Consider the following 16,076-nt stretch of genomic DNA (forward strand, 5'->3'; position numbering starts at 1 on the left):
CTACCATAACCCGGACTCCACCGTTTTAGAACATTCCAACTCCAATAATCCTTTTTTTGCATCAAGGCCACCTCCGTATCCCGTAAGTTTATGGTTGCTGCCGATTACCCGGTGGCAGGGAACAAAGATAGAGATAGGATTGGTGGCATTGGCCGATGCGACCGCACGCACAGCCTTCGGGTTATGGATGCGGCGGGCAAGCTCGCCATAAGAGATGGTCGTTCCATAAGGTATTTTCATCAGTTCTTCCCATACGGTGCATTGAAATTCCGAGCCGGTAAAGACAACGGGGATGTCAAATATCTTACGGTGTCCGGCAAAATATTCTTCGAGTTCCCCGATTGCCCGTTCGATGATGTCGGAAGTTCCTTCTTCGTACTTCGCACTCAGATGCCGTTGTATGCGGCGGTCTATCGTACTTCGCCGTTTCTCCACCGCCCAGTCGCAAATACACAGCTTGTCGCCGTAAGAACCGACAAGCATCTCGCCCACGGGCGATTGATACCGTGTAATCTTTATAGTTTCCATATTGTTCTGTTTATTGTTATAATATTCTTTCATACATATTTTGCATGGCCTATATCCGGCCTTTTCTTCTGTTTTCATCGTACTTATTGTTGGTCGGTGCATAATCTTTCATCCCTACCTTTTCTATAACCTCGGCAAGTCTTTTATAGTAGAACAGAAATGATTTGCGAAAAAAACGGAGTAACTTAATTCTCCTCTTTTCTTCGCAAACCAATTCTGTTCGACTATATCCCGCTTTTTCAAATAGGACACCTCTGTCTCGCCATAGATAAAAATATCACAGTCGGCCATCAGTATGCTTATTGTGGAAATATTCGTTGGAGTCTGCCGGAGCCTCATTTCGATTGGAATCGCTATATTCCCTTATGACGGAAGCGACGGTGATCCGGTAATTTTCAAAAAGCCTTTCGCGCCCTTCCTGCTGGCTCATACGGTGATGAAGTTCATTGCGCCACCTTCTAACGGCTTCTTCATTCTCCCTTCCGTATTCTTTATTATTTGATTGTTATATTTTTAGTCGTTTCTTGTCCTATGGCTCTTCTACAATCTGTGTTGCCATCTTTCGGGCGTTCTTCAAATCACCTGCAATGATGTATCTCGATAACTTCTCATGAGAAGATTGTGAATTTATGAAGCAATCCGTACCATCGTAAATGCGTGTGAACTCCGAAAGCAGATGCAGGGAAGCGGAACGGTAAATATCTGCCAATATTCGATTGTGGGTGGCATCGGCAATCGCGATATGAAAATTCAAGTCGGCTTCGATACATTCTTTCAACAAGCCGCTTTTTGCATTTACTTTTCTTGCTTCAAGAGAAGACTGCATTCGTTCTATATCTTTTTCTGTTCTTCGTGCCACGGCTTTCTCCACAATTGCAATATCCAATATTTTCCTCACTTCGTCGAGTTCCGTTCGGTCGGCAATACTCATATTTATATTGCCTCCGTTCGCATCGGATGCTTCGGCGACAAATGTCCCCGAACCTTGCCGGACTTGTACAACGCCCATATTTACCAACAACTTTACCGCTTCACGGATGCTCGACCTTCCGACTTTGAACGTTTTCATCAACTCCGGTTCGGTCGGAAGTTTGTCCCCGATTGTATAAACTCCTTCCGCAATCTGTTGTCTCAACTGTTCGGCTACTATATCTGCCAAAGATTTCTTTTGTATAATCATACATCCTCTCTTGTTTTATTCATCATATCATCAGATGATTTGCAAAAGTATATGTTTTTATCTGACAGGCAAAATATTCGGTGATAATATTTTGAGATATATCTGTAGGGAAATCACGACTCTTTCATTTATGACTATAATTCCCCGAACGTCCGGTACCCGTCCTACAAAGTGGCACTTTGGCTGATTAGTATAGAGGTTTAGCCAACCCACATAAAGGTTTATCTCCTTTCATTTGTCAGAGTCCGGTGTTTGAGCCGTCAGACTCCGGACTCTGTCGGCTCAGGTACTGGTGTCTGACGGCTCAAACACCGGACTCTGTCAAAGTGTATAGTAGAACAGAAATGACTTGCGAAAAATACGGAGTAACTTAATTCTCCTCCTCCGGGGAGGAGGAGTACCCGAAGGGGGAGGTGGTAGCGATACACACTGTACTATTTTTCATTGCTTTATGCTCCCTACACCCCGCCCTTTGGGCACCCCTCCTCCCCGGAGGAGGGGAATTAAGTCACTCTCTATTTCACCTCTTTTCTTTGCAAGTCATTTTTGTTTGACTATATTTCCCATTTCCTGCATCTCCCTTCATCTTTTCATCCCTCAGGGCGCTGTCAAGAAATAGAATTGTATGAAAGGAGGACTGAAAGGACGTGTATGGAGCATGCATTCATATATTTTCGCCGATGAAAACGGGCTTTTTGCTTATATGAAGGGAGGAACGGACCGACTGAAAAAGCTTTAATGTGTAGTGAAAATGCACTAATGAAGGGACACGGTGAGGATGAATGGAGGTCTCTCCATGCCTTCTTCATCCTCCTTTCATACGGTTTGGCTTCGTTTCCGACACACTCAAACATCCTTCACCATAAACCGTTGTCAGCCAAACGGTTTTTTATAAAGGTGAAGGATGTGAAGCTTGGTTTGCTTGATTCAAACTCAGGAATGAAGGAGCAAGGAACAAGGCAGATACACTTGCGGATTCTGCGTGATTCGTGCCCGAAGAAGGGTGTTTACTTCACGATTCCTTTGGAATTCTTGATGAAGTTGATGATATTGTGTATCTCGTCACTCATCGGCACTTGGTCTTCAATCTTCTGCAAGGCATCCTGCACGCTGAAGTTTCCCTGGTATACCAGACGGTAGGCATTTACGATATGGCGCAATATGCGTTCGGTCACCTGGTGCTTGTGTTGAAGCACAGCAGCGTTGATACCGTGGTATTCTGCCGGATTACCGTTCATGATGATATAGGGCGGCACATCCTTTGATATGCGGCAACCAGCTTGAATCAGTACCCAATTTCCAATGTGGCAGTATTGGTGCAGAATGACGTTGCTGCTCAGAATGGTGCAGTCGTCTATCTGACATTCTCCGGCTACGGTAGTCTTGATACCCAGTACGCAATGGTTGCCTATCTGCACGTCGTGGCAGAGGTGTACACCATCCATCAGGTAGTTCTCATTGCCGATGCGGGTGGCGCTTCCTGCGTGGGTGGCACGGCTGATAACCACGTTCTCGCGGATGTCGTTATTATCACCGATAATCAGCATGCTGTCCTCTCCCGTATAGTGGAAGTCTTGCGGTTCGGCTCCCAGAACGGCATTGTGATGCACCTTGTTCCCTTTTCCCATGCGGGTACCGTGCAGAATTTTTGCCCCCGACATAATAATACAGTCATCACCGATTTCCACGTTCCCTTCGATCAATGCAAAGGGCTGGATGGTTACATTCTTGCCGATTTTTGCGGCAGAATCTACATAAGCTAACGGACTAATCATAATATTAAAATTAAGAATGAAGAATGAAGGATTAAGAATACGAATGAAGAATACACCGTAGTACCTTGTACAGTGTAACTTGATTCTCCATTCTTAATTCTTCATTCCTAATTAATTTACTTCTCTCTTCCTCCTCCAAGCGCTTGATACAGACTGATGACTGCCTGCATGCTGCTGAAGGTGTCGGATACTTCTGCAAGCTGTGCGCTGAGATAAGACTGCTCGGCAGACAAGACTTCCAGATAGGTCGACGTGCCTAAGTTAAACAATTCTTTTGTATCTGAGGCAGCTTGGCGGGCAGAATTTACCTGAATAGTGCGTGAAACGGCTTTGTCCTTCTCCATTTGATACAGATGCAGGGCGTTACTCACTTCATTTCCGGCATTCAGCAGGGCAGTTTGGAACTGAATCTTAGCCTGCTCCTCTTGTGCCTTGGCTTGTTTCAGACGGGCAATGTTGGCACCGCGATAGAACAAGGGCTGCGTCAGCGAACCGATGGCAGAAGCCAGCAGTTTGCCCGGGTTGACGATACCTGCACCGGAGTTATTGGTCCAGCCGGCCGAACCGCTCAATGTAATCTGCGGATAGAAAGCGGCACGGGCGCTATTGGTGTTATAGTAGTTGGCAGCCAGTGACATCTCGGCAGCTTTCACGTCCGGACGGTTGGATAGCAACTGCAAGGGGATACCTACTGAAAATTCCGTAGGAAGCTGCTGCTCTTCCAGCACACCGCGTGTGATGCTCTGTGCCGGTTGGTGTAACATCAGGCAGAGGGCGTTTTCGGTTTCGCGTATGCTCTGGCGTATGTCGGGCAGTGATGCCATGACTTGAGCGTAGGCAGTGCGGCTCTGTTCTACGGCAGCAGAAGTGGTTCCGTAGATGCCTGCATCTTTCATGGCCTGCACGGTCTCCAGGTTCTTTTTCAGAATCTCGACGGTGCCTTCGGTGATTTGCAGTTGGCGGTCCAGCATCAGCAGGGTGTAGTACATGTTGCTACGCCGGCGATGACTTGCGTCTGAACGGCTTGTTCGTAGAATTGCGTCTGCTTCAAGCTAACCTTTGCTTGTCGCTTCGGGTTCAGCAGTTGACCGAAGAGGTCGACTTGCCAGCTTGCGGTGACGGGCAGGGAGTAGATTTGTGTAGCCTTTCCCTTGTCCCAGCTGCTGACGGTTCCTTGCGGAGACAAGGCAAGCGTCGGAGCATAGGCAAGACGGGCAGACATCAGTGCGGCTTGTGCCTGCTTCACGTTCAAGGCGGCACTGTGCAGGTCACCGTTGTCGGTGAGTGCTTGCTCGATAAGTGCCTGCAGCTGCGGGTCTGTGAACACTTCTCTCCAAGGCAGATTACCGAAGTTGGCTGTATCTGCGGCTAATGTATCGTTCACGGACGCCGTGTCGCGATACAGTCCGGCAGTTGTTATGTCTTCGGGTCTGTCGTATGATTTGTAGATGTGGCAACTGCTCAATAAAGCAGTTGCGCACATCAGGCATATTATTTTCTTCATAATCGCTAATCGTTAATCACTATTTTGTATATTGTTCAATCTCCGGTTCTGCATCCGAGTTGTCCACATCTTCCCACTCCATCGGCTTGAATTTCTCCTGCAGGTACTGGAATGCCACGAACAGTGCGGGCACTATGAAGATTTGCAGAATCATACCGATTAACATACCGCCGATGGCAGACGTACCCAGCGTACGGTTACCGTTGGCGCCCGCACCGGAAGCAAACATCAGCGGAAGCAGGCCGACAATCATTGCCAATGACGTCATCAAGATAGGACGCAGACGGGCTGCGGCACCCAATACGGCTGCCCAGGTGATGCTCATACCCATTCTGCGACGTTCGAGGGCAAACTCTACAATCAAAATGGCATTCTTGGCCAACAGACCCATCAACATGATGAGGGCAATCTGCATATAGATGTCATTGGACATCGTGCCCAGAATCATCTTCAGTGCCGGGATGCTGCCCAATGCACCTATACCGCCTACGAATATAAAGCTACCCAGCAGACCGAACGGTACGGACAGCAATACGGATAAAGGCAGGATGTAACTTTCGTACTGGGCACTCAGCAACAGATAAACGAATACGAAGCACAGTATGAAGATGAGTCCCGTAGTGCTGCCACTCGTTTCGGCCTCTTCACGCGCCATACCTCCCAGCTCGTAACCGAAACCGGCAGGCAGATTTTCTTGTGCCACTTCGGCAATGGCTTGCAGGGCCTGACCGGAAGTGTAGCCTGATGCGGGAGCCACCATTACCTTCATGGAGGTGTAGAGATTGAAACGGCTGATGACGTCAGGACCATATACTTTCTTGATGGAGATGAACTGCGTGATAGGTGCCATCTCGTTGCCGTTGCGCACCTTGATGCTTTGCAGTGTTTCCATATTCTTGGTAGCGTCAGGTTCGGCTTGCACCATTACGCGGTACATCTTACCGAAGCTGTTGAAGTTGGAAGCATACAAACCACCGTAATATCCCTGCAAGGTAGTCAGAATGGCACTGGGGCTGATGCCGGCTTTCTTACAAGCGGCAGCGTCAATGTCCAGCTGGTATTGCGGGAAGTGGGGGTTGAAGGAGGTCTTGGCAGAGTTGATTTCCGGACGTGTTTCCAGGGCAGCAGTATAGTTGTTCACCACGTTGAAGAAGTGGTCCAAATCACCACCCGTCTTGTCCTGCATGTTCAACTCGATGTCGCTTGAAGCCGAGTAACCCGGAATCATAGGCGGCGCGAAGAACAGTACCTGTGCTTCCTTGATAATCTTTTGGGCACGCATGTACAAAGTGGCGTACACAATCGTGGAGTTCTGCATCGTGGAGCGTTCTTCCCAGTTCTTCAGCTTGATGATGAGCGAACCGTAGGAGGGACCTTGACCGCCCAAGAAGCTATAACCCGAGATAACGGTACGCGACTCTACGGCAGGGTCTGCGGCAACCAAACTGTCCACACGGTTCAAAATCTCTTGTGCGCGTTCTTGTGAAGTGCCCGGAGGCAGTGTCACAGCACCCATGATGGTACCGGTGTCTTCGTTGGGCACCATACCGGTCGGGGTTATCTGCATGAATATGCCCAACAGTACGATAGAGCCGATAACCAGTCCTGCCGACAGCCAGCGTTTCTGGATGAAGAACAGCACTCGTTTCTTATACTTGCCCAGGATACCGTTGTATGAGTCATTGAAGGACTGTTTGAACTTGTCGGTAGTCATACCTGCCAACGCCAGCACACTGATGATAATCATCAAGCTGCACAGAAGGGGGTGTTCGCTGAAGCTGAACAGACCGAAAATCATGCCCAGAATAGCTATCGTCACGAAGAGCAGCGTAATACCCGGACGCATCAACCGACCGAGAGAGTCGGCATAGCGGGCAATCATAATCTTGCGGGCTTCCTTGGCGGCAACGCCTACACGCTCTTTCAGACTTTCGTGTCCACCGTTGTGAGGTTTCAGGAAGATGGCGCACAGCGCGGGACTCAGGGTCAAGGCATTCAAAGCCGAGAAACCGATGGCAATCGCCATGGTCAAACCGAACTGACGGTAGAAAGTACCTGCCGTACCTCCCATGAAGCTCACGGGGACAAATACGGACATCATGACCAGCGTAATGGAGACGATAGCGCCGCCCAACTCACTCATGGCATCGATGGAAGCTGTACGGGCCGATTTGTAACCCTGGTCCAGCTTGGCATGGACACCCTCGACGACAACGATGGCATCATCGACCACAATCGCAATGGCAAGCACCATGGCCGAAAGGGTCAGCAAGTTGATACTGAAGCCAATCAGTTTCAATACAAAGAAGGTGGCAATCAATGCCACGGGAATGGCGATGGCGGGAATCAACGTGGAACGCATGTCTTGCAGGAAGATATACACTACGATGAACACCAGGATAAAGGCTTCAATCAATGTCTTGATTACCTCATGTATGGAGGCGAAGAGGAAGTCGTTGGCACTCTGTGCAATGTTTATCTTCAAGCCGGCGGGCAGTTTGCTGGAATAGTCGTCCAGCAGGGCCTCGATATCCGAGATGGTCTGCGTGGCATTACTGCCTGCCATCTGGAAAATGATACAACTCACGGCTTTATGCCCGTTTACCATATTGTTGAATCCGTATGACAGACGGCCCAGCTCTACACTTGCTACGTCCTTCAGGCGGAGTATTTCACCGTTCTCCAAAGCCTTGATGACAATGTTCTCGAACTCCGTAGCCTGTTGCAGACGTCCTTTGTAACGCAGGGTATACTGGTAGGTTTGGTTACCGCGCTCACCCAACTGGCCGGGAGCTGCTTCGATGTTCTGTTCGCTCAAGGCGGCAACCACATCGTTGGGGATAAGTTTGTATTGGGCCATTACATCGGGCTTCAGCCAGATGCGCATGGAGTAGTCTTGTCCCAGCACCATGGCATCACCTACACCGTTGATACGTTTCACCTCAGGGATAAGGTTGATGTTGGCGTAGTTTTCCAAGAACTCGATGTTGTACTGGTCTTTCTCATCATAGATGGAGAATACCATCAACATGGAGGTCTGACGCTTACGGGTGGTTACACCGATTTTGGTAACTTCGGCAGGCAGCAAGCCTTGCGCCATGGAAACGCGGTTCTGCACGTTTACCGCTGCCATATCGGGGTCGGTACCTTGCTTGAAGTAGATGGAGATGTCGCCCGAACCGCTGTTGGTGGCGCTCGAACTCATATACATCATATTTTCCACACCGTTAATCTGGTCCTCCAGCGGAGCGATAACGGAGTTAAGCACCGTTTGAGCATTGGCACCTTGGTAAGTCGCACTTACCGATACGGTGGGAGGTGCAATGTCCGGGTATTGGGTGATAGGCAAGGTAGCCAGACCAATAACTCCTAAGATTACTATCAGGATGGAAATTACCGTTGATAGTACCGGACGGTTAATAAATCTATCTAGTTTCATTTCATGAACAATTAAGGAATTAAAAATTGAAGAATTTTTTTATTTTTCATTCTTTCATTGAAACGCAGTCTGAATATTACCTTCTTTCTGGTCTTTCAGAGCCTTCTGGTATTCGGCTTCCTTTTCGGCAGGCGTGATGGGCGTGATGGACTGTCCGTCTTTCAGGTTCTGTACTCCTTCGATAACGATTTTATCGCCTGCTTTCAAACCTTCCGTCACGTAATAATACTTGCCGTCGTCTAAGCTGAACACTTTCACTTCGGTATTTTTCAGCGTATTGTCCGGTTGCAGTACGAAAACGAACTGCTTGTCCTGGATTTCGGTAGTGGCGGACTGTGGAATCATGATGATATCATGCAGCGGGTTGGGGAATACCACATTACCGGTGCTTCCGCTACGCAACACGTTGTGCTTGTTGGGGAAGAGGGCACGCATAGTTACCGAACCGGTAGTCTGGTCGATGACTCCGCTGATTGTCTCCACGCGGCCACTGTCGGCATACATGGTTCCGTCGATGAGCTGCAACTGTACATCCGGCATCTTTTCCAGAATTTCCTTGATGCTGCCGCCTTCACGAATCTGTGACAAAAGTTGGCGTTCGGTCATGGAGAAATAGGCGTACATTTCGGAGATGTCGGCAACGGTAGTCAGCGGGCTGGCTACGGAAGGACTTACCAAACTACCCACGCGGTAGGGAATGCTACCTACTACACCGTCACTGGGGCTGGTTACACTGGTGTATGACAAGTTGTTCTTGGCATTGACCAATTGGGCATTGGCTTGTGCCAGTTGTGCCTTTGTCTGTGCCAGCTGGTTTTCGGCCATTTGCAAATCGTAGTCACTGATGATGTTTTTCTTGTTCAGTTCACGTTTGTTGTTTACAGTCAGTTCTTGTGTGTTTACGGCAGCTTTGGCTGTTTCAACAGCAGCTTTGGCCGAATTTACGGCTGCCTGATACTGTACGGGGTCTATGCTGAACAAAACTTGTCCTTTGCGCACTGTTGCGCCTTCGTCCACGTGCAATTTTGTGATGAAACCGCTTACCATCGGGCGGATTTCTACATCTTGTTTACCCTTGATAGTAGCAGGGTAGCTGTTTGTCAAGTTGGCAGTGGTAGTTTTTGCCTCAATCACTGCAAATTCGGGAGCTTTGCCCGTTCCTTTGTCGCCTTGTCCGCAACTGCTGAGCAGTGCCAGGCAACATGCCAATAATACTAATCTACTCTTCATACTCTTTTTTTGTTCTCTGTATAATTTTATATTCTTCTTTTTTTCGATTTTTGAAAGGCGTTTTTTGTGTGCAATTCATGATTTAGAAATAAGGCAGGAAAAAGAAAACTGAATACTCCTATTCAGTTTTCGTCTGCAAAAATATTCTTTTCTTAGTATATAAGGTGTGAAACACTTCCTTTTTTAACTATGTTTCATACATAGATGAGAACGAAAGGACATTTTTTGATTAAAATACTGTAAAGCATACCGCTAATTGGCAGATAACCTTTATTTTTGCAGCATGTTAGAACGTAAACGCCATACTAAAATGAAGCCGCTTTTCCGCAGGTTGTTGGGGGGTGTTGCCATCGCTGTCGCGCTGTATTCTTGTGCCAGTGTGGGCCGCATTGAAGGAGGACCTTATGATGAGACTCCTCCGCGTTTCATTTCCGGTACTCCCATGCCCGGTGCACTCCATCACAATAAAAATAAACTTTCCATTGAGTTCGACGAATTTATCAAGCTTGACAAGCCGAATGAGAAGATTGTAATATCCCCTCCGCAGGTGCAGCAGCCCGAAATTAAGTCTAATGGGAAGAAGGTGGTCATCACCTTGCAGGATACATTGAAATCCAATACCACTTATACATTTGATTTTGGTGATGCCATCCAGGATAATAATGAGGGGAATCCCTTGGAGAATTTCTTCTATTCTTTCTCTACGGGCGACCGTCTCGACTCTATGGCTGTGGCCGGTACAGTACTGAATGCGGCCAATCTTGAACCGGTGAAAGGAATGCTGGTCGGTCTGCATGCCAATCTGGCCGACTCCGCTTTTACCAAACTTCCTTTTGAGCGGGTGGGGCGTACGGACAGTCGCGGACGCTTCTCTATCCGTGGAGTGGCTCCCGGCAAGTATCGCATTTATGCCTTGCAGGATGCCGACCAGAATTTTGCCTATTCCCAGCCGACGGAAGTGATAGCTTTCAATGACTCTATCATCATTCCTTCTATGGAAGAGCGCATGCGCCAGGATACGACCTGGATAGACTCGCTGACAGTAGATACGATTGTAGAACGTCAATATACCCACTACCTGCCGGATGATGTCCTGCTGCGTGCTTTCAAGGAGCTTTCCTTCTCGCAACGTTTCTTGAAGGCCGAACGGTTGACTCCGGAGAAGTTCTCGCTTTATTTCACTGCTCCGGCAGACACGTTGCCTTTATTGAAAGGATTGAACTTTAATGAGGAAGATGCGTTTGTTATAGAACAGCCCACCGGTAGGAACGATACGATTCATTATTGGATAAAGGATTCTCTGCTCTATAAGCAGGATTCCCTGAAAATGAGTATCACCTATTTGTATACGGATAGCTTGAAACAACTGGTACCCCGTACCGATACTTTGAATGTGCTGGCGAAGTTGACATACGACAAGCAGCAGAAACAGAAGCAGGAAGCGAAGGAAAAGGAACGGAAAGAGCGTGAGAAGAAAAAGAAGAAGTTGAAGGAAGGTGAGGTGGAAGAGCCCGAACCGACGGAATTCCTGGCTGTAGATGTGTATGCCCCTTCTGCAATCGATGTATATGATTATCTTACTCTGTCGTTTACGGAGCCGGTGGCAAGCATAGATACCGCCGCTTTCCATCTGAAACTGAAAGTGGACTCGTTGTGGCAGGATATCCCGTTCGACTTTATGCGCGACTCTTTGGACTTGAAGCGTTATAATCTGTTTGCCGAATGGGCACCCGGCGAAAGCTATGCATTTGAAGTGGATTCTGCTGCCATACGCGGGTTGTACGGGTTGTCCTCCGACAAGATAAAGAAGGACTTCAAGGCCAAAAAGCTGGAAGAGTACGGGCAGATATTCTTTAATGTGCATGGAGCGGACTCTCTGGCTTTTGTGGAACTGCTGGACGGTCAGGACAAAGTGCTGCGCACGGTGCCGGTGTTGGATGGAAAAGCCGATTTCTATTTCCTCAATCCGGGCAAATATGGAGCGCGGCTGATAAATGATACGAATGGAAATGGCGTCTGGGATACGGGAAACTATGCCGAGAAGCGCCAGCCTGAAATGGTTTACTATTATCCGATGGTTCTGGAGCTTAAAGCGAACTTTGATTTGACCCAGGAATGGGATATTAAGGCCAAGTCTCTGGATAGGCAGAAACCGGATGAACTAAAAAAACAAAAACCAGATGAAGAAAAGAAAAAGCAAAACAGGAACAAAAATAACCGCAGTGGCAATAGCAGCCGCAACAGTGGTAGGGGCCATAGCTATTAGGCGGAAGCAATTGTTTATTCTATTGATGGTGGGAGCGGTCTGCTTGGGAGCCTCCCAGTCTGTTCAGGCCCAATGTACTGCAAAGAATGAAGCTTTCCAGTCGGGCGAGCATGTCATGTACGATTTATATTTCAATTGGAAGTTCATTTGGAAAAAGGTGGGGCTGGCAAGCCTCACTACCAATGCCACGACTTACCATTCCGAGCCTGCATTCCGCTTTAACCTGCTTTGTGTAGGCAGTAAAAAGACCGATTTTTTCTTCAAGATGCGTGATACGCTGACTTGTTATGTCAGTGATAGGTTGGAGCCGCTCTACTTCCGTAAAGCGGCGGAGGAGGGAAGCCGCCATACGGTGGACGAGGCCTGGTTCTCCTACTCGGACGGACTGGCGAATGTAAAGCAGAGACGCACTTGGCACAATCCCGTGCGTGAGGCTCAGGAGATGGAATACAGTGATAGTCGCTGCATCTTCGATATGTTGAGTATTTTGGCGCAGGCGCGCTCATACGACCCTAAAGACTACAAGGTGGGGCAGAAGATACTCTTTCCCATGGCCACGGGACGCAAGGTGGAAGAGCAGACGTTGATTTACCGCGGCAAGGAGGAGATCGAGGCAAATAACGACACCGTTTACCGCTGCTTGGTATTCTCTTTCGTAGAGTACAAGAAAGGTAAGGAGAAGGAGGTCATTACCTTCTTCGTATCCGATGATAAGAACCACCTTCCATTCGCCTGGACATGTATTTGAATTTCGGCTCGGCCAAGGCATTCTTCAAGAGTGTCCGGGGTAACCGCTATCCGATGACGTCTGTGGTAAGGAAAAAGTGATGTTATCCCCTTTTCTAAATACACTGGATTCGAAAGTGGCAATCAGTTTCCCTTCCTGGTTGGTGACGTCAATCTGGTAATATCCGGTGGTGCGACCGATGTAGCGTTCGCGTGCTTCGGCATACAGCACATCGCCCAGTCCGCTACTGCGCAGGAAGGTGATATTGGACGAAAGAGAGAAGGCCAGTGTTCCGTGGGAGTTGGCTGCTGCAGCCAGTGCCAGGTCGGCAAGGGTGAAGATGGCACCCCCTTGCGTGCGGCCTCCCGCATTGAGATGCTCTGCTGTGATAACCAGGCGTGCCTTGCTGTATCCTTCCTTTATTTCTATCAGTTCTACGCCTGCATTCGTGGCGAAGCGGTCGTCCTTAAAAAACTCTTGTGCGGTCATGGGAAGTAATGATTAATAGTTGATGATTAATGATTAATAGGTGGAAAATATGTGTTTCCGGACGCAAAAGTAACGATTTTAGCCATTAATTGAATTATTTAGGCGGGTCAAATCTGTACACTTGTCCTACTTTTGCAGCAGGAAAAATCATAAACTCTTAATAAATAAATCCCTTATTATGAAAACAGTCCTCACTACATTGGGAATCTCCCTCCTTGTATTGGCAGGTTGCGCAGGGCAAAAGCAGGCTGAAAGCAACTTTATCCAAGAAAACATTGATAATGCTGTGGCTCAGGAGACAATTCAGACAGACATTATCGAGAAATCCGGTAAAATCCTTAATCCCCGCACCATTGATAAGGATGGGAACATTGTCTATGTGCCTATCGACGATTGGTGTTCCGGTTTCTTTCCCGGTAATATCTGGCATATGTACGAGTTGACCGGTGACCAGAAGTGGCTGCCGCTGGCAGAGAAGTATACCGAGGATTTGGATTCGGTACAATACCTTACCTGGCATCATGATGTGGGCTTTATGATTGGCAGCAGCTACCTGAACGGATACCGTTTTGCGGGTAAGGAAGAGTACAAGCCGGTCATCATACAGACGGCCAAATCGTTGTCTACCCGTTTCCGCCCTGCAGCAGGCGTACTTCAGTCATGGGATGCAGACAAGGGGTGGCAGGCTGAACGTGGTTGGAAATGTCCCGTTATCATTGATAATATGATGAACCTCGAGCTACTGTTCGAAGCTTCCAAGCTGTCCGGCGACTCTACTTTCTACAACATAGCCCGGAAGCATGCCGATACGACTATGGCTAACCATTTCCGTGAGGACAACAGCTGCTATCATGTGGTGGATTATGATCCCGAAACCGGTGAAGTCCGTAAGAGACAGACTGCACAAGCTATGCCGATGAGTCTGCTTGGGCACGTGGACAAGCCTGGGCCTTGTACGGCTATACCATGTGCTATCGCTATACACACGATGCCAAATATCTGGAGCAGGCTGAAAAGGTATACAACTTTATCTTCAACAACAAGAATCTTCCGGAAGACTTGGTTCCCTATTGGGATTTCGACGCCCCCAATATCCCGAATGAACCTCGCGATGCTTCGGCAGCTGCCTGCACGGCGTCTGCCCTTTACGAGCTGAGCACTTATCTGCCGGATAAGGGATACAAGGAAACCGCCGACCGGATTATGGAAAGCCTTGCTTCTCCTTCCTACCGTGCCAAGGTAGGTACCAACGGCAACTTCATCCTGATGCACTCTGTGGGCAGTATTCCTCACGGTGCGGAGATTGATGTACCGCTGAACTATGCCGACTATTACTTCCTGGAAGGATTGATGCGTAAAAGAGACTTGGAAAAATGAAAACTCAATTAAATATTTTGTTAGGTGGTTTAGGCTTGTTCGCCTTGCAGGGCTGTAAAGCCCCGCAGGCGGAACAATCCGTCCAGCCGAATGTCATTTACGTGTTTCCTGACCAATACCGTAACCAGGCGATGGAGTTCTGGGGCCAGAAAGGTTTTCGCGAGAAAGTGAACTTTCGGAATGACCCGGTGCACACCCCGCGCCTGAATGATTTTGCCCGGGAGTCGGTGGTATTGACATCTGCCATGAGCAACTGCCCGTTGAGCAGTCCCCACCGTGGTTCTCTGTTGACGGGAATGTATCCTAATAAGAGTGGTATTCCATTGAATTGCAATTCGAGCCGTCCCATCAGCTCCCTGCGTGAGGATGCTGTGTGTGTGAGCGATGTTTTCTGCAATGCCGGATATGACTGCGCCTACTTTGGCAAACTGCATGCCGACTTTCCTACCCCCAACGACCCCGAACGTCCCGGACAGTATGTGGAAGACCGCGTACCTGCATGGGATGCCTATACGCCGAAAGAACGTCGTCATGGGTTCAATTACTGGTATTCTTACGGTACCTTCGATGAACACAAGAATCCGCATTATTGGGATACGGAAGGCCGTCGCCACGACCCGCGCGAGTGGTCGCCGTTACACGAATCGGGCAAGGTGGTGTCTTATCTGAAGAACGAGGGGAATGTACGCGACCCGAAGAAACCTTTCTTCATCATGGTAGGCATGAATCCTCCCCATAGTCCGTACCGTTCTTTGGACGACTGTATGGAGGAAGATTTCAATCTCTATAAGGACCAGCCTCTGGACAGCTTGCTCGTCCGTCCGAATGCCGACTCCAAGATGCCCAAGGCAGAGAGTGCACGCTACTACTTTGCTTCTGTGACGGGTGTCGACCGTGCTTTCGGTCAGATACTCGATGCCTTGAAGGAACTCGGACTGGACAAGAATACCATTGTCGTGTTTGCCTCCGACCATGGAGAAACCATGTGCAGCCAGCATACGGAAGACCCGAAGAATTCCCCATACTCCGAGTCCATGAACGTTCCTTTCCTGGTGCGTTTCCCCGATAAGATTAAACCCCGCGTGGACGACTTGATGCTTTCCTCGCCGGATATCATGCCTACCTTGTTGGGCCTTGCCGGCCTTGCCGACTCCATTCCGACCGAGGTGCAAGGACGCAACTATGCACCGCTTTTCTTCGATGAAAAGGCAGATATTGTCCGTCCTACCGGTGCTCTTTACATCCAGAATCTGGATGGCGAGAAGGATGCGGAAGGATGGTCCGTTCCTATTTCCCTTCATCGCGCGGCTTTAAGTCGGCACGCTATACGCTGGCGCTCTACATTGACCGCAAGGATCATAAGTTGAAGAAGAGCTTGTTGTTTGACGATGAGAAGGACCCGTATCAGATGAATAACCTTTCTTTGGAAGAAAACCAAGAAATTGTAAAAGACCTTTGCGCAGAGATGGGTAAAGTATTGAAAGAGATTGATGACCCTTGGTATAAGGAAGGCATCTTGAAGGATATGATACCTTATTGATTGGATATAGGTTATAGATAA

Annotated in this window: 8 protein-coding genes and 4 pseudogenes; 5 read left to right on the forward strand and 7 right to left on the reverse strand. The window is 48.5% G+C overall.

Translation table 11 applies throughout. The features are described from left to right. On the reverse strand, positions 1-528 hold the full coding sequence (locus JCM16496_RS01375; protein WP_025831783.1) for a methylated-DNA--[protein]-cysteine S-methyltransferase: 528 nt from the start codon (positions 526-528) through the stop codon (positions 1-3). A gap of 304 nt (positions 529-832) precedes the next feature. Here JCM16496_RS01375 and JCM16496_RS22605 point away from each other — a divergent pair, with 304 nt between their 5' ends. Beyond that, positions 833-1,030: a hypothetical protein gene (locus JCM16496_RS22605; protein WP_159102426.1), complete on the forward strand. Its 198-nt coding sequence runs from the start codon at positions 833-835 to the stop codon at positions 1,028-1,030. 27 nt (positions 1,031-1,057) lie between these two features. Here JCM16496_RS22605 and JCM16496_RS01390 read toward each other — a convergent pair whose 3' ends face one another. The 5 genes and pseudogenes from JCM16496_RS01390 to JCM16496_RS01415 form a co-directional block, all read right to left on the reverse strand. Then, the gene (locus JCM16496_RS01390; RefSeq protein ID WP_025831787.1) at positions 1,058-1,708 is read right to left on the reverse strand and encodes a FadR/GntR family transcriptional regulator; all 651 of its coding nucleotides are present in this window, start codon (positions 1,706-1,708) and stop codon (positions 1,058-1,060) included. Positions 1,709-2,715: 1,007 nt separating this feature from the next. Beyond that, positions 2,716-3,483 (reverse strand): acyl-ACP--UDP-N-acetylglucosamine O-acyltransferase, encoded by a 768-nt coding sequence (gene lpxA / locus JCM16496_RS01400; protein WP_025831788.1) that lies wholly within the window; start codon positions 3,481-3,483, stop codon positions 2,716-2,718. 116 nt (positions 3,484-3,599) lie between these two features. Beyond that, positions 3,600-4,987, reverse strand: a pseudogene (locus JCM16496_RS01405) (TolC family protein). 19 nt (positions 4,988-5,006) lie between these two features. Beyond that, a complete protein-coding gene (locus JCM16496_RS01410) occupies positions 5,007-8,426 on the reverse strand; it encodes an efflux RND transporter permease subunit (RefSeq protein WP_025831789.1) in 3,420 nt (1,139 codons plus the stop codon). Positions 8,427-8,480: 54 nt separating this feature from the next. After that, on the reverse strand, positions 8,481-9,656 hold the full coding sequence (locus JCM16496_RS01415) for an efflux RND transporter periplasmic adaptor subunit (RefSeq protein WP_025831790.1): 1,176 nt from the start codon (positions 9,654-9,656) through the stop codon (positions 8,481-8,483). A gap of 310 nt (positions 9,657-9,966) precedes the next feature. Here JCM16496_RS01415 and JCM16496_RS01420 point away from each other — a divergent pair, with 310 nt between their 5' ends. Further along, positions 9,967-11,922, forward strand: a complete 1,956-nt coding sequence (locus JCM16496_RS01420; RefSeq protein ID WP_025831792.1) for an Ig-like domain-containing domain — start codon at positions 9,967-9,969, stop codon at positions 11,920-11,922. Next, a pseudogene (locus JCM16496_RS01425) lies at positions 11,837-12,750 on the forward strand (DUF3108 domain-containing protein). The gene JCM16496_RS01420 and the pseudogene JCM16496_RS01425 overlap by 86 nt, the downstream one beginning before the upstream one ends. Here JCM16496_RS01425 and JCM16496_RS01430 read toward each other — a convergent pair. After that, positions 12,695-13,138 (reverse strand): PaaI family thioesterase, encoded by a 444-nt coding sequence (locus JCM16496_RS01430; RefSeq protein WP_025831794.1) that lies wholly within the window; start codon positions 13,136-13,138, stop codon positions 12,695-12,697. The pseudogene JCM16496_RS01425 and the gene JCM16496_RS01430 sit on opposite strands and share 56 nt — an antisense overlap. Positions 13,139-13,316: 178 nt before the next feature. On the opposite strand from JCM16496_RS01430, the pseudogene JCM16496_RS01435 reads away from it, so the two are divergent. Then, positions 13,317-14,515, forward strand: a pseudogene (locus JCM16496_RS01435) (glycoside hydrolase family 88 protein). Next, positions 14,512-16,055, forward strand: a pseudogene (locus JCM16496_RS01440) (sulfatase family protein). Before JCM16496_RS01435 ends, JCM16496_RS01440 begins: the two co-directional pseudogenes overlap by 4 nt. Positions 16,056-16,076: the final 21 nt, after the last annotated feature.

Source organism: Bacteroides rodentium JCM 16496 (genome assembly GCF_000614125.1).
In the GTDB taxonomy this organism is placed as follows: Bacteria; Bacteroidota; Bacteroidia; order Bacteroidales; family Bacteroidaceae; genus Bacteroides; species Bacteroides rodentium.